This is a genomic window from Nocardioides plantarum, assembly GCF_006346395.1.
Lineage (GTDB): Bacteria > Actinomycetota > Actinomycetes > Propionibacteriales > Nocardioidaceae > Nocardioides > Nocardioides plantarum.
This window is the reverse complement of record NZ_VDMS01000002.1, coordinates 28,150-51,993: the sequence shown is the minus strand read 5'-3', so window position 1 is coordinate 51,993 and position 23,844 is coordinate 28,150. Positions and strand designations below refer to the sequence as shown.

General features: G+C 71.4%; 25 protein-coding genes and 1 tRNA gene. 15 read left to right on the top strand and 11 right to left on the bottom strand.

What is annotated here, in order from left to right:
* Positions 1-46 precede the first annotated feature (46 nt).
* Entirely contained in the window at positions 47-679 is a 633-nt protein-coding gene (locus FJQ56_RS12250) for a TetR/AcrR family transcriptional regulator (protein ID WP_140009869.1), read from the top strand.
* Here the strand turns inward: FJQ56_RS12250 and FJQ56_RS12245 are convergent.
* Positions 618-1,022 carry an MmcQ/YjbR family DNA-binding protein gene (locus FJQ56_RS12245; protein ID WP_140009868.1) on the bottom strand — a complete coding sequence of 135 codons (405 nt, stop codon included), beginning with the start codon at positions 1,020-1,022 and terminating at the stop codon, positions 618-620. The genes FJQ56_RS12250 and FJQ56_RS12245 overlap by 62 nt on opposite strands.
* Before the next feature lie 22 nt (positions 1,023-1,044).
* A complete protein-coding gene (locus FJQ56_RS12240) occupies positions 1,045-1,683 on the bottom strand; it encodes an acetoacetate decarboxylase family protein (RefSeq protein ID WP_140009867.1) in 639 nt (212 codons plus the stop codon).
* 22 nt (positions 1,684-1,705) lie between these two features.
* Between FJQ56_RS12240 and FJQ56_RS12235 the strand changes: the two genes are divergently transcribed.
* The 11 genes from FJQ56_RS12235 to FJQ56_RS12185 all read left to right on the top strand — a co-directional run bounded on the left by FJQ56_RS12235 (position 1,706) and on the right by FJQ56_RS12185 (position 12,262).
* Positions 1,706-2,026 (top strand): antibiotic biosynthesis monooxygenase family protein, encoded by a 321-nt coding sequence (locus tag FJQ56_RS12235; protein ID WP_140009866.1) that lies wholly within the window; start codon positions 1,706-1,708, stop codon positions 2,024-2,026.
* A gap of 52 nt (positions 2,027-2,078) precedes the next feature.
* Positions 2,079-3,479, top strand: a complete 1,401-nt coding sequence (locus FJQ56_RS12230; RefSeq protein WP_140009865.1) for a glycine--tRNA ligase — start codon at positions 2,079-2,081, stop codon at positions 3,477-3,479.
* Positions 3,479-4,192, top strand: coding sequence for a hypothetical protein (locus FJQ56_RS12225; protein WP_140009864.1), 714 nt, complete (start codon positions 3,479-3,481; stop codon positions 4,190-4,192). The genes FJQ56_RS12230 and FJQ56_RS12225 overlap by 1 nt, the downstream gene beginning before the upstream one ends.
* A gap of 72 nt (positions 4,193-4,264) precedes the next feature.
* Entirely contained in the window at positions 4,265-5,047 is a 783-nt protein-coding gene (locus FJQ56_RS12220) for a hypothetical protein (protein WP_140009863.1), read from the top strand.
* A gap of 37 nt (positions 5,048-5,084) precedes the next feature.
* Positions 5,085-6,215: a tRNA dihydrouridine synthase DusB gene (dusB, locus tag FJQ56_RS12215; RefSeq protein WP_170215390.1), complete on the top strand. Its 1,131-nt coding sequence runs from the start codon at positions 5,085-5,087 to the stop codon at positions 6,213-6,215.
* Between the two features lie 182 nt (positions 6,216-6,397).
* The gene (locus FJQ56_RS12210) at positions 6,398-7,351 is read left to right on the top strand and encodes a VldE C-terminal domain-containing protein (protein ID WP_140009862.1); all 954 of its coding nucleotides are present in this window, start codon (positions 6,398-6,400) and stop codon (positions 7,349-7,351) included.
* A 54-nt stretch (positions 7,352-7,405) separates the two neighbouring features.
* Positions 7,406-8,659 carry a deoxyguanosinetriphosphate triphosphohydrolase gene (locus FJQ56_RS12205; RefSeq protein WP_140009861.1) on the top strand — a complete coding sequence of 418 codons (1,254 nt, stop codon included), beginning with the start codon at positions 7,406-7,408 and terminating at the stop codon, positions 8,657-8,659.
* A gap of 115 nt (positions 8,660-8,774) precedes the next feature.
* Complete coding sequence (locus tag FJQ56_RS12200; protein ID WP_140009860.1) at positions 8,775-9,713, top strand: 2-hydroxyacid dehydrogenase; 939 nt, start codon at positions 8,775-8,777, stop codon at positions 9,711-9,713.
* 30 nt (positions 9,714-9,743) lie between these two features.
* A complete protein-coding gene (gene dnaG, locus FJQ56_RS12195) occupies positions 9,744-11,612 on the top strand; it encodes a DNA primase (protein WP_140009859.1) in 1,869 nt (622 codons plus the stop codon).
* 18 nt (positions 11,613-11,630) lie between these two features.
* A complete protein-coding gene (locus FJQ56_RS12190) occupies positions 11,631-12,113 on the top strand; it encodes a hypothetical protein (protein ID WP_140009858.1) in 483 nt (160 codons plus the stop codon).
* A 76-nt stretch (positions 12,114-12,189) separates the two neighbouring features.
* Positions 12,190-12,262: transfer RNA gene (locus FJQ56_RS12185), tRNA-Asn, on the top strand.
* Between the two features lie 77 nt (positions 12,263-12,339).
* On the opposite strand, the gene FJQ56_RS12180 is transcribed toward FJQ56_RS12185, so the two are convergent.
* A complete protein-coding gene (locus tag FJQ56_RS12180) occupies positions 12,340-12,777 on the bottom strand; it encodes a VOC family protein (RefSeq protein ID WP_246084131.1) in 438 nt (145 codons plus the stop codon).
* A 226-nt stretch (positions 12,778-13,003) separates the two neighbouring features.
* Between FJQ56_RS12180 and FJQ56_RS12175 the strand changes: the two genes are divergently transcribed.
* Positions 13,004-14,620: an LCP family protein gene (locus FJQ56_RS12175; RefSeq protein WP_140009857.1), complete on the top strand. Its 1,617-nt coding sequence runs from the start codon at positions 13,004-13,006 to the stop codon at positions 14,618-14,620.
* 16 nt (positions 14,621-14,636) lie between these two features.
* On the opposite strand, the gene FJQ56_RS12170 is transcribed toward FJQ56_RS12175, so the two are convergent.
* Together FJQ56_RS12170 and FJQ56_RS12165 are read right to left on the bottom strand one after the other, a co-directional pair.
* Positions 14,637-15,494, bottom strand: a complete 858-nt coding sequence (locus FJQ56_RS12170) for a DUF72 domain-containing protein (RefSeq protein WP_140009856.1) — start codon at positions 15,492-15,494, stop codon at positions 14,637-14,639.
* Positions 15,495-15,575: 81 nt separating this feature from the next.
* The gene (locus FJQ56_RS12165; protein WP_211350982.1) at positions 15,576-16,841 is read right to left on the bottom strand and encodes an MFS transporter; all 1,266 of its coding nucleotides are present in this window, start codon (positions 16,839-16,841) and stop codon (positions 15,576-15,578) included.
* Between the two features lie 81 nt (positions 16,842-16,922).
* Here FJQ56_RS12165 and FJQ56_RS12160 point away from each other — a divergent pair, with 81 nt between their 5' ends.
* Complete coding sequence (locus FJQ56_RS12160; RefSeq protein ID WP_140009855.1) at positions 16,923-17,846, top strand: LysR family transcriptional regulator; 924 nt, start codon at positions 16,923-16,925, stop codon at positions 17,844-17,846.
* 74 nt (positions 17,847-17,920) lie between these two features.
* Here FJQ56_RS12160 and FJQ56_RS12155 read toward each other — a convergent pair whose 3' ends face one another.
* The 3 genes from FJQ56_RS12155 to FJQ56_RS12145 form a co-directional block, all read right to left on the bottom strand.
* Positions 17,921-18,208: a DUF3263 domain-containing protein gene (locus FJQ56_RS12155; protein WP_140009854.1), complete on the bottom strand. Its 288-nt coding sequence runs from the start codon at positions 18,206-18,208 to the stop codon at positions 17,921-17,923.
* 785 nt (positions 18,209-18,993) lie between these two features.
* Positions 18,994-19,644, bottom strand: coding sequence for a DUF305 domain-containing protein (locus FJQ56_RS12150; RefSeq protein WP_139980693.1), 651 nt, complete (start codon positions 19,642-19,644; stop codon positions 18,994-18,996).
* 82 nt (positions 19,645-19,726) lie between these two features.
* Positions 19,727-20,266: a hypothetical protein gene (locus tag FJQ56_RS12145; protein WP_140009853.1), complete on the bottom strand. Its 540-nt coding sequence runs from the start codon at positions 20,264-20,266 to the stop codon at positions 19,727-19,729.
* A gap of 114 nt (positions 20,267-20,380) precedes the next feature.
* On the opposite strand from FJQ56_RS12145, the gene FJQ56_RS12140 reads away from it, so the two are divergent.
* Positions 20,381-21,088, top strand: a complete 708-nt coding sequence (locus FJQ56_RS12140) for a DUF4396 domain-containing protein (RefSeq protein WP_246084130.1) — start codon at positions 20,381-20,383, stop codon at positions 21,086-21,088.
* 790 nt (positions 21,089-21,878) lie between these two features.
* On the opposite strand, the gene FJQ56_RS12135 is transcribed toward FJQ56_RS12140, so the two are convergent.
* The 3 genes from FJQ56_RS12135 to FJQ56_RS12125 are packed head-to-tail and all read right to left on the bottom strand — an operon-like array spanning position 21,879 to position 23,766.
* Positions 21,879-22,571, bottom strand: a complete 693-nt coding sequence (locus FJQ56_RS12135; protein WP_139980689.1) for a hypothetical protein — start codon at positions 22,569-22,571, stop codon at positions 21,879-21,881.
* Positions 22,572-22,627: 56 nt separating this feature from the next.
* A complete protein-coding gene (locus tag FJQ56_RS12130; protein WP_140009852.1) occupies positions 22,628-23,278 on the bottom strand; it encodes an anti-sigma factor family protein in 651 nt (216 codons plus the stop codon).
* Positions 23,275-23,766: a sigma-70 family RNA polymerase sigma factor gene (locus FJQ56_RS12125; protein ID WP_246084129.1), complete on the bottom strand. Its 492-nt coding sequence runs from the start codon at positions 23,764-23,766 to the stop codon at positions 23,275-23,277. Before FJQ56_RS12125 ends, FJQ56_RS12130 begins: the two co-directional genes overlap by 4 nt.
* Positions 23,767-23,844: the final 78 nt, after the last annotated feature.

Genomic DNA, 23,844 nt, shown 5'->3' with positions numbered 1-23,844 from the left:
CCAAACGATAACGATCGTTTCACTTCGCCGACTCTAGACTGGTCCGATGGCGACGAGAGCACGGACCGAGGTCCGCCTGCTCGACGCCGCCGAGGAGCTGCTCTTCACCGACGGCGTCGTGGCCACCTCGGTCGACGCGATCCTGGAGCGCGCGGGTGTGTCGCCGGCGACGCTCTACCGCGCCTACGGCAGCAAGGAGGGGCTGGTGGCGGCCGCCCTCGAGCGCCGCCACGGCGAGTGGCTCGCGGTCTGGGACGCCGAGCTGCAGCGCTCAGAGGACGACCGGGCGCGCCTGCTCTCGGTGTTCGTCGCGCTCGAGCGGTTCCGCAGCCGGCCCGACGGGGCACGCTGGTGCGCGTTCCTGGGCACGGCCGCCGAGTGCGCCAGACCGTCGCCCGTGCTCGCCGCGACGCTCGCCACCGAGACCGGCACCCTGCGCACCCGGTTGCGCGACCTGGCCGTCCCCCTCGTGGGGCCGGGCTCGTCCGAGCTGGCCGAGAGCCTGCTGCTCGTGGTCTCCGGCGAGCTGGCGATGCGGTTGCGCGACGGCGTGAGCCCGGGCGGCGTGGGCGGTGGTGTCGCCCGCGCCGTGGCCGAGACCCTCGTCGACCACGCGATCACCGGTCCTGCAGGAGCCGCACGAGCCGCTGCGGCGCCAGCAGCCGATAGCTCTCGGTGACCAGCTCACCGACCTCGTCCCAGTCGGTGTCCTCGCCCAGCAGCAGCCCGACGACGGTCGGCGACCACCGCGGCTTGACGTACGGCGGCCCCGACAGGCTCAGCGCCAGCAGCTCCTCGCCGCTGGCGCGGAAGGTCAGCAGCGGTGCGGGTGCGGCGAGGTCGACGCCGTACTCGGTCGCACGGTCGGGCGTGGTCATCAGCACGTGCGCCACGGTCCGCTGACGGATCCGCCAGCGCACGCCGGTCCACGCGTCCTCCTCGTGCACCTCGGGCAGGGCCAGCGCGTACGTCGCCACCCGGGCGACGTACGCCGGGTCGGGCTCGGGCCGGCCCCTCACCATCGCTGCGCCACGCCCGCGCGGCTCAGCCGAAGGACATCCGGAACGCGGCCTGGCGGAACGACGCCAGCTGACGGGCCCCGCGCATGAAGCCGAGCGGGCCTTCGGGGGCGAAGTCCCAGCGGGCGCGCGCGACGAACGCCTTCGAGGAGCCCTGCAGGACCGCGCCCTTCTCACCGCCGCCCTCGGGCAGCTCGGGCTGCCAGGTCGTGCCCTTGAACGGCAGCCGCGGGGCGGCGCGCGAGACGTCGGTGAAGGTGGCGCTCGCGATCGGGCTCCGCCCGAACGACGCGGACCAGTCCGTCGTGGTCAGCGGGCCACGGTGGCTGGTCTCGAGCTCGAAGTCGCACAGGCCCTTCGGGATCGCCCACAGCTCGCGGCCGCCGGCGACGGAGGCGGGGGAGTCGACCCAGATGTCGGTGATGGACACCTTGCGACCCTTGCCGGCGCTCTTGGGCAGTGCCCGCGCGACGAGCAGCTCCGAGTAGGTCAGCGGGCTGCCCTCCTCGTAGGAGACGAAAGCAGCGCCGTAGACACCCCGGGGTCGCAGCGCGTCGACGTCGTGGTTCAGCCGGAACACCGTCAGCCACAGCGAGCCGACCATCTGCCACGGCGCGTCGGGGTAGGCGACCTTCTCGTACGGGAGCTCGGCGGGGGTGGTCATGGGGTGACCCTAGGGTGGCGGGGTGATCGTCGTGAACCGTTTCCGCGTCCCGGAAGTCGAGGGCGAGGGCTTCCGCGCCGACCTGCACCGCGCCCACGAGGCGCTGGCGGCCCGGCCGGGCTACCTGGCGGGCACGACGGGCCGCAACGTCGACGACCCCGAGCTGTGGGTGCTCACGACGACGTGGGAGCACGTCGGCGCCTACCGCCGCGCGCTGTCGTCGTACGACGTCAAGCTCCACGCCGTGCCGACGCTCAGCCGTGCGCTCGACGAGCCGAGCGCCTACGAGATCGCCGACAACGGCACCGACCTCAATATCCGCGCGACGCGCTCGTTAGGCTGAGATCTTCCCGATCGGCAGCCAGCCGACCGAGCCGAGCACAGGAGCAAGCCCCGTGGCCAAGCCGCCCCCGACCGCCGTCGACAACGTCGTCTCCCTCGCCAAGCGCCGGGGGTTCGTCTTCCCCTGCGGCGAGATCTACGGCGGCACCAAGTCGGCGTGGGACTACGGCCCGCTCGGCGTCGAGCTCAAGGACAACATCAAGCGCCAGTGGTGGAAGTCCATGGTGCAGATGCGCGACGACGTCGTCGGCCTCGACTCCTCGATCATCCTGCCGCGCCAGACGTGGGAGGCCAGCGGCCACGTCGCGACCTTCAGCGACCCGCTGACCGAGTGCCAGTCGTGCCACAAGCGCTTCCGCGCCGACCACCTCCAGGAGGCTGCCGCCGAGAAGAAGGGCGGCGACACCGACCCCGACTCGATCGACCTCGCCACGCTCGCCTGTCCCAACTGCGGCACCCGCGGCGCGTGGACCGAGCCGCGCCAGTTCTCCGGCCTCCTCAAGACCTACCTCGGCGTCATCGAGAACGAGGAGGGCCTGCACTACCTGCGTCCCGAGACCGCGCAGGGCATCTTCCTCAACTTCGCCAACGTGGTGACCAGCAGCCGCAGCAAGCCGCCGTTCGGCATCGCCCAGATCGGCAAGTCGTTCCGCAACGAGATCACTCCCGGCAACTTCATCTTCCGCACCCGCGAGTTCGAGCAGATGGAGATGGAGTTCTTCGTCAAGCCCGGCGACGACGAGGACTGGCACCAGTACTGGATCGACGAGCGCACCCGCTGGTACGTCGACCTCGGCATCGACAAGGACAACCTCCGCCACTACGAGCACGCCACGGAGAAGCTCAGCCACTACTCCAAGCGCACCGTCGACATCGAGTACCGCTTCCGGTTCGCCGGCTCGGAGTGGGGCGAGCTCGAGGGCATCGCCAACCGCACCGACTTCGACCTCAAGACCCACGGCGAGGCCTCCGGCAAGGACCTCAGCTACTTCGACCAGGCCAACAACGAGCGCTACGTCCCCTACGTCATCGAGCCGGCCGCCGGGCTCTCGCGCAGCCTGATGACCTTCCTGGTCGACGCGTACGCCGAGGACGAGGCCCCCAACACCAAGGGCGGCGTCGACAAGCGCACCGTGCTGCGCCTCGACCCGCGCCTGGCCCCGTTCAAGGCCGCCGTGCTGCCGCTGAGCCGCAATGCCGACCTGTCGCCGAAGGCACGTGACCTCGCCGCCGAGCTGCGCCGCGGGTGGAACGTCGACTTCGACGACGCCGGCGCGATCGGCAAGCGCTACCGCCGCCAGGACGAGGTCGGCACCCCGTTCTGCATCACCGTCGACTTCGAGACCCTCGAGGACGACGCCGTGACGATCCGCGAGCGCGACACCATGGCGCAGTCGCGCATCCCGCTCGCGGGGGTCACCGCCTACCTGGCCGAGCGACTCGTCGGCTGCTGATGTCCCGCCGTCCGCTCGCCTCCGCGCTCGCCGGCACGCTGGCCGCCGGACTGCTGGGCGGGCTGGCCGGGTGCGGGGGAGGAGACGACTCCTCGCAGGGGCGGACGCCGACCCCGAGCCCCACGTCGACCTCGGCGGGCGCGGACGCCGGCGGCACCACGGGTGCGAGCGCGAGTGCGACTACGTCGGCCGACCCCACGGCGTACCTGCCGGTCCCGCAGGGGGTGCGGCTCACGGCCGCCGGCAGCGCGCTGACGTTCGGCCGGACCGCGGTGGCGGCCTGGCAGCCGCGCCAGGGTCGGGTCGGGGTCGTCGGCGTCCGGGTGGACCGGGTCCAGCAGACGACGGTCACGCGCTCGCTCGCCGGGTTCCGGCTCGACGCGACCGCCCGGGCCTCGACGCCCTACTTCGTCTCGATGCTGGTCACCAACCGCGGCGCGACCGACCTCGGCGGGGGCCAGCCGCCGATCTACGTCGTCGACACCTCCGGCCGGTTGGTCCCGCCGACCGGCGTCGCCCAGGACTTCGAGGCCTGCGCGGGCTCGCTGCTGCCCGCCGGGTTCGCCCCCGGTGAGCGGACCCGCTCGTGCCTGATCTTCCTGGTGCCCTCGGGGGCCCGGCTCGCCTCGGTGTCGTTCCGCCCGCCCGAGGGCGTCGCTCCGATCACCTGGACCGGCAAGGTCACCAGGCTGCGCCGCTCCGCCTCGGGATAGCCCGATCGGGCCATGTCGGCGGGGTCGATCCGGTGCGAGCGTCGGGCATCAGTCCCCGGCCGAAGGAACCCGATGCGCACACCCACCAAGCCCCTGACCGTCGCGACCATCGCCCTCCTGGTGGGAGGCGTCGTGGGTGCCGCCACCTCTGGCGCGGCTCCGGCAGCGGCCTGGATCGGCGACACGGTCCAGGCGAGAGCGGCTGCGGTCGCCAACTCGGACCGCGTCGACGGGTTCCACGCCGTCAAGGCGAGCGCCACGCCCGCCCAGCGCAAGAACAAGCTCGTCGCCACCAACAGCGCGGGACGGCTGCCCGACGACATCATCAAGAAGGCGCCCGACGCCGACCGCCTCGACGGCGTGGACGGCGCGGCGTACCGGTTCATCCCGCTCGACCTCGGCGCCGGGCTGCCGATCGGCGACACCACGAGCTACTACCGGACCGGCGCGTTCGGCGGCGGAGGCATCAACGTCCCGGACACCGTCGGCAATCGGATCGGCTGGGGACTGGTGCTGCCTCCGAGCTTCCAGACCGGTGCCACCCTGAAGATCCGGATGCAGTGGCACATCGACCAGACCGGCTGCACGGTCTCGCTGCTGCCCAACTCCGCGACCCACGAGCGGGTGGGCCTGGTCGTGGACAACGGCATCGCTGTCGCCGGCCTGGGGGGCGGCGGGACCGTGAGCGTGCCGGCCGTGGCCGAGACGACCACGGAGTCCGTGTTCACCGCCGAGCCGACGCGCAGCGGAACGAAGTTCCAGAAGCGGGACAACTACTCGTTCTCCGTCTACCGGGCGACGTCCGACACCTGCACCGGCCCCGTGGTGATCACGGGGGTCGCGGTCACGTACTGATTCCACGAGCGGCGGGTCGCCGGGCCAGAATGGTCCGGTGACCGCCCCGCTCCGCCTCGGCTCCCTGACGGTCGACACCCCCGTGGTGCTCGCCCCGATGGCCGGCATCACCAACGCCGCCTACCGCCGGCTGTGTGCCGAGCAGGGCGCTGGCCTCTACGTCTGCGAGATGATCACCAGCCGCGGACTGGTCGAGGGTGACGCGCACACGATGGACATGCTGGTCTTCGACGAGCTCGAGACCGTCCGGTCCGTGCAGCTCTACGGCACCGACCCCGTCTACGTCGCCAAGGCGGCCGAGATCCTCTGCGGCGACTTCGGCGTCGCCCACATCGACCTCAACTTCGGGTGCCCGGTCCCCAAGGTGACCCGCAAGGGCGGCGGCGGCGCGCTCCCCTGGAAGCGCACCCTGCTCGGCCAGATCCTCGAGCAGGCGGTGGCCGCGGCCGCGCCGTACGACGTCCCGGTGACGATCAAGACCCGCAAGGGTCTCGACGACGACCACCTCACCTACCTCGACGCCGGCCGCATCGCCCAGGAGTCCGGCTGCGCGGCGATCGCGCTGCACGGTCGCACGGTTGCCCAGGCCTACAGCGGCCAGGCCGACTGGGAGGCGATCGCGAGGCTGGTCGACCACGTGGACATCCCGGTCCTCGGCAACGGCGACATCTGGGAGGCGCGCGACGCGCTGCGGATGGTCGAGCAGACCGGTGCCGCCGGCGTCGTCGTGGGCCGCGGCTGCCTGGGCCGGCCGTGGCTGTTCCGCGACCTGGCCGCGGCGTTCGCCGGTGAGGAGGTGTCGACGCTGCCCGTCCTGGGTGAGGTCGTCACGATGATGCGCCGCCACGCCGAGCTGCTCTGCCAGCACATGGGGGAGGAGCGTGGCTGCAAGGAGTTCCGCAAGCACGTCAGCTGGTACCTCAAGGGGTTCGCGGCCGGGGGCACGATGCGTCGCTCGCTGGGACTCGTCTCGACGCTCGCCGACCTCGACGTCCTGCTCGCCGACCTCGATCCCGACGAGCCCTTCCCGGTCGCCGAGCTGGGCACGCCCCGAGGCCGCCAGGGCAGCCCGCGCGAGCGGGTCGTGCTGCCCGAGGGCTGGCTCGACGACACCGACGGCACCGCGTGCGTGCTGCGCGAGGACTCCGGCGAGACCTCCGGGGGCTAGGGCACGCCCTGGGAGCGGCCCGGCGGGGTGTCGGCGGCGTGTCGGCGGCCGGGGTGATCGAGAGCACCCTTCCGAGGCGGTGACCGATTCCCCGGGCCCCCGCGTCCTGTGCTTCACTCGTCGCTCGCTCGCCGTCAACCCGGCGCACGTGTTCCTGACCTCTACTGCAAAGGATCAGCGCTGTGGCACACCATCGCCACAAGCGGGAGACCAATGCCCGCACGCTCCTCGGCTCGCTGCCGCGGCTGCGTCCCGCCCGCCCCTACGTCCTCGCCGCGCCGTTGGCCATCGCCGCGACCCTGGGTGCGGTCTCGATCGGTGTCCTCGGTGCCGATGCCACCACCGCCGAGATCGCCGTCCCGGCCCGCCCCGACGCGGTCGTCGTCGGCGACGCGTCCGGCGCCGTACCCCGTGGCTCGACCCTCTCGCGTGGCTCCGTCGACCGGCTCGAGAGCGGACGGCCCAGCGCTCCGCCCGCCGCGGGCAAGAAGAAGTCCTCCCCGGATGCCCCCGAGACGGCGCTGGAGCGTCTGCTCGCGCCCGAGGCCGTGGCCGAGGCCATCGCCGGGGCCGACACGAAGCGCTTCACCACCGAGGCGCTCAACCTGTGGACCGGTCCGTCCGAGTCCTCGACCAAGACGGGCGTCATCGACGCCGGCGAGCCGGTGCTCCTCACCGGGCGCGAGCGGGACGGCCGGGTCGAGATCGTCTGGGCCAAGACCCAGACCCGCTGGGTCACCGACGACTACCTCACCGACGAGAAGCCGCCCGCGATCGGCGCGATCGGCGCCGACTGCACCAACGGCACCTCGGTGCCCGACGGCGTCAGCGCCAACGTCAAGAAGGTCCACGCCGCGGTGTGCGCCGCGTTCCCCGACGTCACCACCTACGGCACGTTCCGCAACGACGGCGAGCACTCGCAGGGCCTCGCGGTCGACATCATGGTGAGCGGTGCCGAAGGCACGCAGATCGCCGAGTTCGTGCGCGCCCACAGTGCCGACCTCGGCGTCAACTACGTGATCTACCAGCAGCAGATCTGGTCGGTCGAGCGCGGCGGCGAGGGCTGGCGCGGCATGGACGACCGTGGCTCGGTCACGGCCAACCACTTCGACCACGTGCACGTCACCGTCTTCTGAGTCCTTCTGAGTCCCGTCCCGATCCCCTCGGGCGCCTTCCCTAGGCTGACCCCGATGCCTGCCGACGACGCGTTCGACCGCTACGACGACACCGCCGCGGAGCGGCTCGTCGTCGAGCCGCCCAAGCGGGTCGACGCCCCGGTACGGACCCCCTACGAGCGCGATCGCGCGCGCGTCGTGCACGCCGCGTCGTCGCGTCGCCTGGCGGCCAAGACCCAGGTGGTCGGCCCGCAGTCCGACGACTTCGTGCGCAACCGGTTGACCCACTCCCTCGAGGTGGCCCAGGTCGCCCGCGACCTGTCCCGGGCCCTCGGCAGCCAGCCCGACGTGGCGGAGACCGCGGCGCTGGCCCACGACCTGGGGCACCCGCCGTTCGGTCACAACGGGGAGCGCGCCCTGGCCGACGTGAGTCACGCCTGCGGCGGCTTCGAGGGCAACGCCCAGACGCTGCGGCTGCTCACCCGGCTCGAGGCCAAGACCTTCACCGAGGGGCCCGACGGCCGCTCCGTCGGGCTCAACCTCACCCGCGCGACCCTCGACGCCTGCACCAAGTACCCCTGGGAGCGCGCCTCCGAGGGTCCCGACGCGCTGAAGTTCGGGGTCTACGCCGACGACCGGCCGGTCTTCGACTGGATGCGTGTCGACGCCCCGGCGCGTCGACAGTGCCTCGAGGCCCAGGTCATGGACCTCGCCGACGACGTCGCCTACTCCGTCCACGACGTCGAGGACGGCATCGTCGCCGGCCGCCTCGACCTCACCGCGCTGGACCGCCCGGCCGTCTGGGACACCCTGCGGGCCTGGTACCTCCCCGGTGCCCGCGACGCCGACCTCGACCTCGTGCTGGACGGCCTGTGCGCGGTCGGCAGCTGGCCCACCGCGTCGTACGACGGCAGTCGGCGACACCTCGCCGCGCTCAAGAACCTCACCAGCGACCTGATCGGGCGGTTCTGCGGCGACGTGCAGCAGGCGACGTTCGCCGCCGGCGACGGGCCGTTCGTCCGCTACCGCGCGAGCCTGGTGCTGCCGGAGCGGACGCTGCTCGAGATCGCGGTCCTCAAGGGCATCGCGGCCCACTACGTCATGCAGGCCGTCGATCGCGTCGCGGCGCTCGAGCACCAGCGCGAGCTGCTCACCGAGCTCGTCGCCGTGCTCTGCGACCGCGGGCCCGACGCCCTCGACCGGCCCTACGCCGACGACTGGCGCGCCGCGGCCGACGACGCCGCCCGCCTGCGGGTGGTCGTCGACCAGGTCGCCTCGCTCACCGACGCCTCCGCGGTGGCCCGCCACGACCGCCTCACCGCCACCTGACCGTCTCGACCACACCTCCACCCCACGTCGGTCGAGGTGCGAGGAGCCCCAGCGACGAGCCCCGAGACCCCCGCAGCCGACATACCCCGCCGACCCACCCTCGTAGGCTCGTCGCGTGTCCGAACCCCTCGTCTGGCTGCCCTTCGACCCCGCCGACCTCGGCGACCCGCCGACCGGCCTGCGCTACGAGGTCGTCGACCCCGTCGACGGCGACGTGCCCGACAGCATCGGCGACGTGCGGTTCTACGTGCCGCCCTACCGCCTGGGTCCCGAGGTGGCCGGCGTGATCTCGTCGATGCCTCGCCTCGAGGTCGTCCAGACCCTGACCGCCGGTGTCGACAACGTCCGCGGCGCGATCCCCGATGGCGTGACGCTGTGCAGCGGGCGCGGCATCCACGACGCCTCGACCGCCGAGCTCGCCGTGACCCTGGCCCTCGCCTCGCTGCGCGGCGTGCCCGACTTCGTGCGCGCCCAGCAGCGCCACGCCTGGGCCGGCGGGTGGCGGTCGTCGCTGGCCGACTCCCGCGTCCTGGTCGTCGGGTACGGCGCCATCGGCCGCGCCATCGAGGCGCGGCTGGCGCCGTTCGAGGTCGAGGTCGTCCGCGTCGCCCGGACCGCCCGCCCGGCGAGCCCGGACGGGGACGGCCCGGTGCACGGGTTCACCGACCTGCCTGAGCTCGTTCCCGACGCGGACGTGATCGTGCTCGTCGTACCCCTGACCGACGAGACGCGCGGGCTGGTCGACCGCGACTTCCTGGCGCGCATGAAGCAGGGCGCCCTGCTGGTCAACGTCGCCCGCGGTCCGGTCGTCGTGACCGACGACCTCCTCGCCGCGCTCTCGTCCCGGCGGATCACCGCGGCGATCGACGTCGCCGACCCGGAGCCCCTGCCCGGCGACCACCCTCTGTGGGACGCCCCCGGTCTGCTCGTCAGCCCGCACGTCGGCGGCATGACCAGTGCGATGTGGCCGCGGGCCCACCGCCTGGTCCGCGACCAGCTGCACCGCTGGGCTGCCGGAGAGGTTCTCCACAACCGGATGACAGGCGCCTACTGAGGCCGCGACCCCGCCCGTAGGATCGTCGACGTGGCTGGCCGGTTCCGAGACGAGGACATCGCAGCAGTCCGCGACAAGATCCGCATCGACGAGGTCATCGGCGACTACGTCACGCTGCGTAACGCCGGCAGCGGCTCGATGAAGGGCCTGTGCCCCTTCCACGACGAGAAGACACCGTCCTTCAACGTCAGTCCCTCGCGGGGCAGCTACCACTGCTTCGGCTGCCAGAAGGGCGGCGACGCGATCGCCTTCCTGCAGGAGATCGACGGGCTGACCTTCGTCGAGGCGCTCGAGCGGCTGGCCGACAAGGCCGGCGTCCAGCTGCGCCGCGAGGACGGCGACGGCCGTGACGACCGGCCCAAGGGCCCGCCCCGCCAGCGCCTGGTCGAGGTCAACCGCGCGGCCCAGGAGTACTACGCCGAGCAGCTCGTCGGTCCGGCCGCCGTCGAGGGCCGACGCTTCCTGCAGGAGCGCGGCTTCGACCAGGCCACCGCCGAGCACTTCGGCATGGGCTTCGCGCCGCGCGACGGCGAGGCTCTCCTCAAGCACCTGCGCGGGCGCGGGTTCAGCCAGGACGAGGCTGTCGGCGCCGGCGTCGTCGCGGTGGGCCGCTCGGCCTACGACCGGTTCCGCGGACGGCTGCTGTGGCCCATCCGGGACCCGGGCGGTGCGACGATCGGCTTCGGGGCGCGCCGCATCTTCGACGACGACAAGATCGAGGCCAAGTACCTCAACACCCCCGAGACCACGCTCTACAAGAAGAGCCAGGTCCTCTACGGCATCGACCTGGCCCGCACCTCCATCGGCAAGACCTCGCAGGCCGTCGTGGTCGAGGGCTACACCGACGTGATGGCCTGTCACCTCGCCGGTGTGACCACCGCCGTCGCCTCGTGCGGCACCGCCTTCGGCGACGACCACACCCGCGTGCTGCGCCGCTTCCTCGACGACCACGACCAGTTCCGCGGCGAGGTGATCTTCACCTTCGACGGCGACGCCGCCGGCCAGAAGGCCGCGCTCAAGGCCTTCGAGGGCGACCAGAAGTTCGTCTCCCAGACCTACGTCGCGGTCCAGCCCGAGGGGCTCGACCCGTGCGAGCTGCGCATCCGCGACGGCGACGCCGCCGTGCGCGACCTGATCGCCCGGCGCCAGCCCCTCTACCGCTTCGTCCTCGGCAACATCATCGGCAAGTACGACCTCGACCGCGCCGACGGTCGCGTCGACGCCATGCGCGAGTGCGCCCGCCTCGTGGCCTCGGTGCGCGACCAGTCCAAGGTGACGGCGTTCGCCCAGGAGATCAGCCGGATGATCGGCGCCGAGATCGACACCAACGTCGTCCTGGGGGAGGTACGCCGGGCCGCCAAGCGCTCGCCGGGCGCCGAGGCCCCCGCGCCCGAGGTCGCCCGGCCGGCCCGCACCGCCCTGCCCGACCTGCGCGACCCCCGCTTCTCGATCGAGCGCGAGACCCTCAAGCTCGTCCTGCAGCACCCGATGGCGATCGGCCGCACGACCGCCGACATCGGCGCCAACGACTTCACCCACCCGACCTACCGCGGCGTGTGGGACCTCGTCGCCGCCGCCGGTGGCACCGTCGCCGGCTCCGACGACCCCGGCTGGGTCGCCCGACTGCGCGACGCCGCCACCGAGCCCGAGGTCGCCTCGGCGATCAGCGCGCTGGCGGTCGAGCCGCTGATGAAGGCACCCGACGCGACCTACGTGTCGCGCTACGTCTTCAAGCTGCTCGAGCTCACCACCCTGCGCCGCATCAACGAGGTCAAGGCCCGTCTCCAGCGCACCAACCCCGAGACCCAGACAGCCGACTACAACAAGATGTTCGGAGAGCTCGCCGCGCTCGAGCAGCACCGGCGCACCCTCCGCGACCGGATGGCGGACGAGCAGTGAGCGACCAGTGAGCGAGCAATGAGGGGCGTCCACCGCCGGCCCGACCTCGAGGTCGGCCCGGGGGAGCGGGTCCTCGCCTGGGCCGAGACCGACGACGGCCGCGTCATCGGCGGCACCCGCGACGCCTTCTACGCCCCCGAGCGGGTGCCGTGGGAGCAGGTCGAGGCCGCCGACTGGGACCGCGACACCGCCGTGCTGCGACTCAGCGAGGTCGGTGCCTGGGGCGCGGAGCGTCCCGAGCACCTCTACGACGTCGCCGAGCCGGGGCGGCTGGTGCAGCTCATCCGCGAGCGCGTGACCGCCTCGGTCGTCTACCAGCGGCACGTGCCGCTCGACGGTCGGCGGGGCCTGCGGGTCATCGCCCGCCGGGCGCCGGGCGTGGCCGGGTCCCTGACCTGGATCTACGAGTACGACGAGGGCGTCGATCCCGACGACCCGGTCGTCCGCCTGGCCGCTGCCCGGGCCCTGACCGCGGCCCGCGACGAGGTCGGTCTCGACTGATTCCCGGGCCGTCCGGCCTGGGGACTATCCCGATTCCGTCGGGGCGCCGAGGCTTGCTAACGTATGGCCCGCACGATCCCCTGTAGCTCAGTTGGCAGAGCGCTTGACTGTTAATCAGGATGTCGTTGGTTCGAGTCCAACCGGGGGAGCAACGCGAAGGTCCGGACGCTGAGGCGTCCGGACCTTGCTGCGTCCGGGGTCCGGCTCGCACGGTGCCGCGGCCCGCTCAGCGCGGCGGTGGCTGGGTCCGCGCGAAGAACGTCAGCAGGTTGCCGTCGAGGTCGAGCGCCGCGACCTCCCGGGTGCCCCAGTCGGTGTCCACCGGCGCCCCGCCGTCGGTCGGGTGCAGCATCCCGGCGGCGGCGAGCTCGGCGTGCAGCGCGTCGACCTCGGCCGGGTCACCGCACGAGACCCGACAGCTGGCCGTCCCGGCGAGGAAGTCCTCGGCCCCGGTGCGCACGGGGCGGTCGACGAGGTCCGCCGGGGGCCGGACCCGCCACCCGGTGTCGGACGCCTCCCAGAGGTGGATCTCGGCGGCGTCGCGCCGCACCACGGCGAACCCTGCGGGGTCGAGGTGGACGACCTCGAAGCCCAACCGCTCGGCGTACGACGAGGCCGCGGCGACGACCGATCCGACGGGCAGGGCGGGGATGGTGCGGTCCATCGGCATGGTGTCTCCCGGGCGGTGGTCGGGGTCGTCGACGGGGCTCCGTCGGCCGGGTGCGGGCAGCACCCGGGCCTCCACTATGGCGCGGCGCTGGATGCCAGCGTCAGGTGAACACTGGTCGCCCGCGCGGCGATGACCGGGCCGGTTCAGGCACCCGGTGTTATTTTGGGCCGCCGGGCTGTCCCGGCGTGATCACCCACCGACGACAGGGACGACCCAGCGCATGACCGACGAGGTTCCCGAGACCCCGCCCGAGCACCGGTCCCGGGATCGCCGTGCCGGTCGGTCCTCCCGATTCCTCCTGCGTCGTCCGCGTGGCTACGCCCGGGGCGGTGCCCGCGCCCGTCGTCACCGGCGCCGCGCCCAGGGGCTGGGCAGCACGCTCGGCCTGACCGCCCTCGGCGCCATCGTCCCCGGGTCGGGCTACCTGGTCGCCGGTCGTCGCTGGCTCGGCGGCGCCGTCCTGCTCGGCTGGCTCGGCACCATCGCCGCCCTGGTCTGGTACTTCAGCCGCGGCACCGATGCCGCGCTCGACTTCGTGTTCAACCCCACCGCGGTCCGGGTGGCGGCCCTCGGTCTCGGCGTCGCCCTGCTCGTGTGGGCCTTCGTGGTCGTGACGTCCCACCGGCTGCTGCGTCCCCGCGACCGGCCGCGCTCCCACACCATCATCGGCAACCTGATGGTGGTGGTGCTGCTGGTGGCCGGGGCCGCCCCGATCGCTCGCGCGGCGCAGTACGCCATGGCCACCGCCGACGGCGTCGACACGGTCTTCCAGGACGACGTCGAGAGCGCCACCGCCCCCCAGGACGTCACCGAGGAGGACCCCTGGGCCGGCCGTGCCCGCGTCAACGTGCTGCTCCTCGGCGGCGACGCGGGCGAGGACCGGGTCGGTGTGCGCACCGACAGCGTCATCCTGGCCAGCATCGACACCAAGACCGGCCGGACCACGCTCTTCAGCCTGCCGCGCAACATGATGTACGCGCAGTTCCCGAAGGACTCGCCGCTGCACGACATCTATCCCAACGGCTACCAGACCAACCAGGGCGACCCCGGGTTCGACATGCTCAACGCGATCTACGGCCAGGTGCCGCTGCTGCACCCGGGCGTGCTCGGCAAGAGCGACAACGAGGGGGCCGACGCCATCAAGCAGGCGGTCTCGGGCAGCCTCGGCGTCCCGGTCGACTACTACCTGCTGGTCAACCTCAAGGGCTTCGAGACCGTCGTCGACGCGCTCGGCGGCATCACCGTCAACATCAACCAGCCCGTCGCGATCGGTGGCAACTCCAGCGCCGGCATCCCGCCCAACCGCTACCTGCAGCCCGGTCCCGACCAGAAGCTGAGCGGCTACAACGCCCTGTGGTTCGCCCGCGGCCGCTACGGCTCCGACGACTACCAGCGCATGGACCGCCAGCGCTGCGCCATCAACGCGATGGTCGAGGCCGCGGACCCGGCGACCCTGCTGACCCGCTACCTCGGCATCGTCAAGGCCGGCAAGGAGATCGTCTACACCGACATCCCGCGCTCGATCGCCCCCGACTTCGTCTCGCTGCTGCTCCGCGTCAAGAAGGGCAAGCTGCGCTCGGTCGTCTTCAAGTCCTCGGACAAGTTCGACTCCGGCAACCCCGACTACGACTACGTCCGCAAGACCGTCGACCGGGCGCTCAACCCGCCCCCGCGCAAGCCCGGGTCCAACGGCGCGCCCCGCCCCGACAAGACCAGCGAGGACCCCGTCGACGTGTGCGCCTACCACCCCGACGGCGGTACGGGCACCACCGATGGCGGCGACGACGGCACCGGGACGACCGGGGACACCGGCGACGTCGCCGCGCTGGAGCCCTGAGCCTGGGTCGAACCGGTCAGCCGGTCCGGGGGCGCGACGGCGTACCGGGTCGGGTGAGCCCGAGGCGCTCCTGGAGCGCCATCGCGTCCCAGGGCGCGTGACCCCGCGCGTCGTTGTCGAAGTAGACGTAGACGTCGGCCCCCTCGGCCCAGCCGCGACACTTCTCCGCCCACCGGTCGAGCGCCTGCGGTGAGTACCCGCTGGCGTACAGCTCCTGGTCGCCGTGCAGCCGCACGTAGACCACGCCACTGGTGACCGCCTCCGTCCGGGGCCAGCGCCCGGCGCTGTCGGCGACCACGCACCCGATGTCGTGGCGCAGGAGGAGGTCGAGGGCCTCCGGCTCGGCGTATCTGCGGTGCCGGAACTCCAGGACGTGCTGGACCGGCCGGTCGGGGGAGGACGTCGGCACGAGCAGGCTGCGGTCCTCCTTCAGCTTGTCGTCGTGCCGCTCGGCCAGGGCGACGAGCTCGCCGACGGTGCGGGGGAGCAGGTCGAAGAAGGCCGTCAGTCGCTCCGCGTCGAAGTGGAGGCGCTCGGGCAGCTGCCACAGCACCGGACCGAGCTGGTCGCCGAGCGCCAGCGGCCCGGAGCCGAAGAAGTTGGCCAATGGGGCCTCGACGTCGCGCAGCTTCTTCAGGTGGGTGACGAACCGCGCGCCCTTGATCGCGAGGACGACGTCCTCGGGCACCGCCGCGCGCCAGGCGGCGTACGACGACGGCCGCTGCAACGAGTAGAACGAGCCGTTGACCTCGATCGTGCCGAGCCGAGCGGCCGCGTAGGCCAGCTCGTCGCGCTGGCGCAGCCCCCGGGGATAGAAGTCGCCGCGCCAGCGGGGGTACCGCCACCCCGAGATGCCGATCCGGATGTCACCCACCACCCCACGCTAGGAACCGTGGTCGCCGTACCGCCGCACCCCCACGGGCGATCGGCGTCGACGGCGTGGGGTCAGCCGGAGTCAGTTCGGGGGCGACGCCGCGAGCGAGCGCAGGCGGATGCCGACCGCGGCGGTCACCAGGAGCAGGCCGGTCGCGAACCCGAGCAGGGCGCTCGGGAGCGACACGCTCGTCGTGGCGACACCGATGCCCACGACGGGCAGCACCAGCCCGATGAAGGCGACCAGCAGCAGGCCGGCGATCGCCTCGCTGCGCGACTCCGGCAGGGCGAGCCCGGCCGCGGTCGAGAGCGCGCCCTTGAACGACAGGCCGGCGCCCGCACCGGCGAGCACCCCACCGACCACGAAGAGCGCCAGGGAGGAGCCCCAGACCCCGCCGGTGAGGATCAGCACCCCCGCCGCCACCAGTGCGAGCCCGACCCGCAGCTGCCGGTCGGCCGGCACCCCGGCCGCCGCGATCTGCGCCGTCGCGGCCGCACCGAAGACCACGAAGGTGATGCTCCCGGAGAGCAGGGGGGAGGTGTGGTGCAAGGTGCCGGAGACGAACCCGGACGAGACCGAGGTGAACAGGCCGAGGATGGAGAACGCGGCGAACGCCGCCACCGCCACCGCGTAGTACTGCGGCCGGCCCACGGCGGGGATGCTGACCCGCTGCGGCCGGTACCGGGGGCGCGGGGAGCCCAGGTCGACGGTCTCGGGCACCGTCCACACCAGTCCCGCCGCGACGACGAAGACCACCAGGAACACCAGGTAGGGCACGGTCAGCGGGTGCGCGACGTACTGCGCCAGGAGGCCCGCGACGAGCGGGCCCAGCGCCAGCCCGCCCAGGTTGGCCAGCACCGCCATCCGGTCGGCGCGGGCCGGGCCCTGTCCGGGCCTGCTCACCGCGTGCAGCTCGCCCATGTGCGCGGTGGCCGTGGCGGTGACCAGGCCGACCCCGACCCCGGTCGCCACCCGGGCGACGAGCAGTCCGGGCAGCGCCGGCCAGACCAGGAAGATCACGGCGGCGGTCGTCTCGGCGGCGAGCGCCGCCCAGATCAGACGACGCCGGCCGAACCAGTCCGACGTGTGCCCGGCCAGGAACAGGCTGGCGATCACACCGACGCCGTACGCCGCGAAGATGACGGTGATCATGAACGTCGAGAACCCGTCCCGCTCCCGGTAGTAGCCGTAGAGGGGGGCCGGGATCGTCGAGAACGCCATGGCCGCGGCGAAGACACCGCCGACGAGCCAGAACCCGATGTCGTGCCGGGGTGCCGGTGCCGGTGCCGGTGTCGGTGAGGGGGTCGGGGACGTGTCGTGGCGGCTGGGGTTCGCGAAGAGGGGCACGAGACGAGTCTGGGCGCTCGGGGTCATCACGTCCAACGATCATTCTTGCTTTGCCTCATCACGATCGGTGATGATGTCGGGGTGGAGCTGAGACAGCTGGAGTGCTTCGTCGCGGTGGCCGAGGTCAGCAGCTTCACCGAGGCCGCCCGCCGTCTGCACACCGTGCAGTCCGGCGTCTCGGCCTCGATCAAGAACCTCGAACGCGACGTGGGGGCGCGGCTGTTCGAGCGCGGCGCGGGTGGCGTTCGCCTGTCCGTGGCCGGTGACGCCCTGCTGCCGGCGGCGCGCGCCACCCTCGCCGCGGCCCGGGCGGCCCGCGAGGCGGTCGACCGGGTCACCACCGGTGTCTCCGGGGTCGTCAGCCTGGGGACGCTGCCGTCCCTCGACGTCGTCGACCTGCCGGCGCTGCTGGCCCGGCTGCGGACCGAGCACCCCGGCATCCGGGTGCGGCTCAAGGGGTCGAGCAGCGGCTCCAGCGGGCTCGCGCAGGAGCTGGCCCGAGGGGACCTCGACGCCGCGCTCATCGCCAACGACGGTGCCGGGATCCCCGGGGTGCGGCTGACCTGGCTGCTGACCGCACCGGTCGTCGCGCTGCTCCCCGAGGACCATCGCCTGGCCGGCCGGGCCGGCGTCCGCCTCGCCGAGCTGGCCGACGAGCAGTTCATCGACTTCCCGGCCGGGTTCGGCAACCGCCGGATCGTCGACGAGGCCTACGCCAGGCTGGGACTCGAGCGCACCGTGACCGTGGAGGTCACCACGGTGCCCGACGCGGGTGCCTACGTGCGGCTCGGGCTGGGGGTCAGCCTGGTGCCGTTCATCTCCGAGCCGCCGGCCGGACTGTGCGCGGTGCCGATCCACCGTCCCGCGCTGCCGTGGGTGCTCTCGCTCGGCACCCCGGCCACCGGGACGCTGAGCGCGCCCGCCCAGGCCCTGATCGACCTGGTCCCGGCGTATCGGGGCGACCTGCCCCCACTGCCCGTGGGAGCGCCGGACCGGCAGGACTGACGCGGACGCGCGGACCCTCCGGCGCCCGCCCCTGCCCGTGGGTCGCGGACTGCGACCACCTGAGCGACCGCCGCCTACCGCCCGGACCGGGCCGTGGGGTGCCGTCGGCGCGAGGAGCGCTCGTCGCGACGGTCGTCGCGCAGCCGGCGTAGTCGGCGCACCAGCAGCGGGTCGGCCGTGAGCGCCTCCGGGCGGTCGATCAGGGTGCTGACCTGTCGGTAGTAGTGCCCCGAGCTCCAGCCGAACCGGTCGCGTACGGCGGTCTCCTTGGCGTCGGTGAGCTTCCACCACGAACGCTCGAGCTCGAGGATGGCCTGCTCGGTGTCGGTGAGGCGGTCGCGCTTGCGGAGGTCGACAGGCATGGCAGGGACGCTAGGGGCAGCCACCCCCGGGACGTGGTTCGCTCCCCGGCCCGCAGCTCCCTGGGCCCCACAGGTCCGGTCGGTCCTCCCGGTCGACACGGACCGTTGGCAAGTACGCTCAGCCCCGGCGACGACTCCGACCGCCGCTGCTCGACGTACTTTCGTGGCCCTCGAAAGCCCCACGTCAGCATCGACACGGCCGGAGTTCCGCTCAGGGGCGGTAGCTCAGTCGGTTAGAGCAGAGGACTCATAAGGCCAAATTTGCCGTTCTAGAAAACTGCTGGAGGTCGACGGTCATTGCCGAAAACCCCCTCTGACCTGGACGAACGTCTCGGAGTGACGATGCGACGGTGATGACCATTTGTGGTCTCAATCGGTCGGTCGTGGCTCTGATGCGGACTATTTGCGGACTGCTGGCCCTCGGGCAACCTGGACCGGCTTCGTCATCGCGTGGATTTCGCTCGAGGCCGTCGACGAGCAGTTTTTGCGGACAGGTTTGCGGACTGATTGCGGACCAAGTGCAGCCTAGGCCAATACGCAACTTCAACTCCTTTGCTCGTCAGATTCTCGGAGTCGACTTGCCAAGTTTGCAGCAGGCTCCTGGTCCTGAGGGGAATGGTCACGACGTCGCGTTGCGCCCCTACGGCGGCATGATCGGGCGTTTGGCGTTCTGACGAGCCGAGCGGACAGTCGTGGCGTGGTTCTACAACCTGGCGTCCTGCTCACGGACCTATCGCCGTGAGTGCTCGGCGTCAGACCGTCGAGCACTCACGGCCAACTAGATCTCAGTCGAGCAGTGTCTTCATGGTCTCGATCTCTGCGCTCTGCGACTCGATGATGTTCCTGGCGAGGTCGATAGCGGGCTTGTACTGACCACCTTCTGTCTCAGTGTTCGCCATCTGCACGGCTCCGGTGTGATGCTCGATCATCATGGTGAGCCACATGTCCTGGAACTCGGAGTCGGGGGCGGATTCCAGGGCGGTCATCTCGTTGGCGCTCATCATGCCGGGCATGTCGGTGTCCATGCCTTCCATCGAGTCACCCATGTCGCCGGAGTCGTCTATGTCGTGGTCGGCGTTGGCGTGGTCGCGCATGGTGGCGGGGACTTCTTCGTCCCAGTCGGTGAGCCAGCTGCTGAAGCTCTCGATCTCGGGTGCCTGAGCCTCACGGATCTCATCGGCGATGGCTTGGACTTCGGGGTCGAGGGTGCGGCCCTGGGTCAGGTCGACCATTGACAGTGCCTGGGCGTGGTGCTGGAGCATGTCGGAGGCGAAGGTGACGTCGGCGTCGTTGTGCTCGGTTGCGGACGGCTCGGTGCTCGCCGAGTTCGGGTCGCCGGTGTCGTCGCCGCAGGCAGCGACGGTGAAGGCGAGGGTGAGGCCGAGGGCGGTTGCGCCAAGGGCGCGAGACGTACGGACGGTGCGGTTGGTGCGCATGATGGGTTCTCCTGTTGGGTGCTGACGGGTGGGGTCGCGTGCCGCGCCTCGGCGTTGTCGCGGGAAGGCGGCTGGCTACCTGTCAGCACCTGATGACGGAGAACTCCCATGTCGGTGGTGGTCCGGTCGCGAGGCGGGCTGTCGTTCGTGTGATGACGGCGCAAAAAGCGGGAAGGCTGGTGCGCCAGGTTGCACTGGTACGGCCAAGCGCAAGAAGGAGGAGAGTTGCTCCGGCTGCGGCGGCGAGCATGACGGCGCAGAGCATGATCATGGAACCCGTCTGACCGCCGTGACCGTCGCCCGTGGCGGCGACTGCGGGCGCATCGACAGCAGGGGTAAGGGCGGTGTGGGAGGCGGAGGACGAGGCCCCGTAGCGGTGGCTCATGCCGCTCATGCCGCTCATGCCGCTCATGCCGTTTGTGGCGGCCGTCGGGACTGACGAGTTGGTGCTGGGCATCGCGCTCATGCGGGTCATGCCCGGACCGTGATGGGTCCCGTGAGCCGTGAGGACATGCATCGCGAGGATCCCGAGAACGATGGCGGCGACAGCGACGACGAGTCCGAGGCGCGCGCGTTCGCGGTCCTGTTCAGCATCAGGCCGGTTTGCCGCGGCGGTGGTCATGGTGTCACCTCCTGCGGCCATGTTATCGAGGACTGTTCACCCACCGGAATATACCCCCCCTGGGTACCCGTTAGGCCCGACATCTGACCGATGCCACGAACGGAGCGACGAGCGATGAGCGACACGCCTCACCAGACCCACATCAGCCACCACACCGACCACCACACCGAACACGAGGCGCACGGCGGGCACGGCGGGCACCATGACAATGGGTCGATGGCTAACCGCGCAATGGCCGTCAGCGCCACGCTGCACTGCCTCACCGGCTGCGCGATCGGTGAGATCGCCGGGCTCATGATCGGCACCGCCGCCGGGCTGAGCAACGGGTGGACCATCGTGTTGTCGATCGCCTTGGCGTTCGTGTTCGGCTACACCCTGTCCACGCTGCCGCTGCTCAAGGCCGGACTCGGTGTCGCTACCGCGCTCAGCGTCGTCCTTGCCGCCGACACCGTCTCGATCGCGACCATGGAGGTCGCCGACAACGTGGTCATGGCCCTTATCCCAGGCGCGATGGACGCGGGGCTCGTGAACGTCACCTTCTGGGTCGGCATGGCGATTGCGCTGACCGTGGCCGGGTTCGCGGCCTACCCGGTCAACAAGTACCTGCTTGCCCACGGCAAGGGCCACGCCCTGACCCACGAGTACCACGGTGCGAGCGGCCCGACCGAGGGGTTCCGGGCACACACTCCGTCCCTTGCCACCAGCACGCTTGTCGCAGCCATTACTGCGTTCATGCTCGGCGGGCTGGTCGTCTCCGTGGCTGATTTCATGGGTTCAGACCAGGACTCGGCGCATAACCCAACCTCCAGCAGCACCCACTAGGGACCGCCGTCATGCTCCTCACCCTCACCTGTCACAGCTGCGACCACGCGGTGTCGGCCGACGACCTGGAGCACCTCGTAGCGCAGACCACGCCATGGCCACGGACACACTTCAACGCCACTTCGCGAGCACGTCATCGTTAAGATTCGTCGGGAGAACCCTGAAGTACCCGCAGGCGACTGATGTCGAGCCCGACTTTCGGCAGTGTCGGGCGCTTGTGCCAGGTCCTCGGTTCACCGATGGCCGTGGCCGGGACGGTGTGCAGTCCGCAGGGAGTCCGCAGAACAACCGCAACAGGCGCTAGAGGACACCGAACGTCCATGACTTCAGTGCAGGTCAGCGCATAAGCCCGCAATCCCCGTCACCGACCGTTCCGTCGTGGTCAGTTTTGGATCAACGACCCAACGGTGGTTCATTAGAGATCGCTGAGCTTGGGTCCGCGACACAAAAGGACGCCGCCTCAACGCGCCGCTCATAACCCAGAGGTCGCAGGTTCAAATCCTGCCCCCGCTACAAAGTGAAACAGCAGGTCAGAGGCGGGTTCGGAGGGATCTGACGCCGGCCAGTGCTCCGGTGACGGCCCGTGGTGATCATGCGCGAAAGCTGGCACGGTGCTGGCGAGGGTTGTGGCGCTCATCGAGGCTTCGGGTAGGCGGTCAGGCCTCTTACTGATTCTGCCTTCCCCGTCCGGCTGAAGTGCGGTGCCCCTTGGGTTGCCTCACTCCAATTGCGAGGCATGCGCCTTGGGGTGCAGCGGTGCCCGTCGGCGGTAGGTGGATTCAGATTCGCCTCAGGGCGCGCCGTTGATGCGGAAGTCGACTGTCTCGACCTTGGAGGCGACGCCGATGGCTTCGAGGTCGCGGCGGTCGATGCGGCCGTCGGCGTTCTGGTCGGTGACGACGGCGGGTGCGTCGTTGTAGATGCCGTCGTGGTTCAGGTCGTCGATGACGGCGACGGTCAGCGTGGTGGTGACGTCCTTGCCGGCGATCGGGGCGCCGACGATCCAGGTGTCCCTGAGCTCGACGTCGTTCTTGGAACGGTCGGTGACGCCGGTGAGGTTGAACAGGTTGGCCAGGTTGGTTCCCGGGCCGGAGAAGCCGGGCAGGGTGTTGTTGGTGGTGCTGGTGAGCACGACCAGGCCGGGCATCCGGTCGTCGGTTCCGGTGGAGAAGGTGCCGGGGAACGGAGCGGTGTTGTTGTGCGCGAGCGGACCGGTCAGCTGGTTGGCGGTGAATCCGGTGCCAGCGAGCGAGGTGTCGTCGAATTCGATGTCGAGGTCGACGAACCACCCGGCTCCGCCGATGCCGGCGTTGTCGCCGCGTCCGGGGGCGAGGATCTCGACGTCCACGGTCTTGGCCGCTTGCTGGCGGTCGCGGTGGCCCGGTCCAGGGGTGGCGGAGGCGCCGCCGGCGGTGGCGGCGTAGGTGCCGGCGAGCGCTGCGGTCACGGTGAGAGCGGTCAGGGCGGTGGCGGTCTTCTTCATGGTGGGTCCCTTTCGTCGGATGTCAGGCAGGAGTACGCCGTCTCCCGCGGATCGGTTCACCTGGTTGCGGTGGAGAGCACTAAATCGCCGTCGGAGTCGGTGACGCGCACCTGGGCCACGTCTTGGGGGGCGAGTGCGGCGGCCCCGGTCACCTGCGCCTCGCCGTTGTCGGTCGATCCCCAGGTGGCGACCTGCTGGCGCTCCCCTTCGGGCGAGACGAGCCAGGCGACGAACTGCTCGCCTTGTGGGAGCCCCCGCAGGTCGAGGTCGACCGACGTGCCCCACGGCTTGGCCCTCAATGAGGTTGCTCCGGTGGCGCTCACGCCCGCCGGGGCGCTCAGGGCGAGGGTCGTGGAGACCGGTTCATCGGGTCCGAGGACCACCGCCGTGCCGGCACCCGCTCCCGCGACCAGCACGACCGCGGCGGCAGCGGTGAGGAGCAGCCGGCGTCGACGACGGGTCCGCAGGGCTTCGATCGCGTCCCCCAGGCCGGCGTCGGGAGTCACGCGGAGCGCGGATGCGGGCGCCCCGGCCCGCAGCAGCGCCGGCAGCCCGGCGTACGTCGCGAGCTCGTCGCGACACGGCGCGCAGGTCGGCAGGTGGGACTCGAGCTGGGCCCGGTCGTCGGCGTCGAGACCGCCCAGGACGTAGGGACCCAGCAGCTCGCGCAGCCGGGTGTGGGCCCGGTCCTCCTCGTGCTTGTTCATCGCTCGACTCCCATCTCCTCGAATGCGGTCCGCAGGATGCGGATCGCGTAGTACGAGCGTGACTTCACGGTGCCCGGGCGCAGTCCGAGGGTGGTCGCGGCCTCGGTGACCGTGGCACCGCGGTAGTAGAGCTCGTCGACCACGGCCCGGTGCTCGGGTGAGAGCCGGTCCAGCGCCTGCACGACGACGTAGGCGTCGACGAGCGCGTCCGCACGGTCACCGACCGCCTGCGCCGCGACGGTGTCGTCGTCGCCGACGAGTCGTGGGCGGCGCTCGTCGGCGCGCCACAGATCGATCACCAGGTTGCGGGCCACCGCGAACAGGTAGGCCCGCGGGTCGCCGCGGGTCGGATCAATTCGGTCGAGATTGCGCCAGCCGCGCAGCATCGTCTCCTGCACGACGTCCTCGGCCCGGCCCCGGTCATCGACCAGGCGCAGCACGAAGGTCATCAGGGCCGTCCCGTGCCGTAGGTAGAGCTCGGTCAGCACCCGCTCGTCGGCCTCGGCCGTCGTCCTTCCGGGTGCCCGAGAGCCAGGGCGCAGCGATCTCACGATCCTGGGTACGAC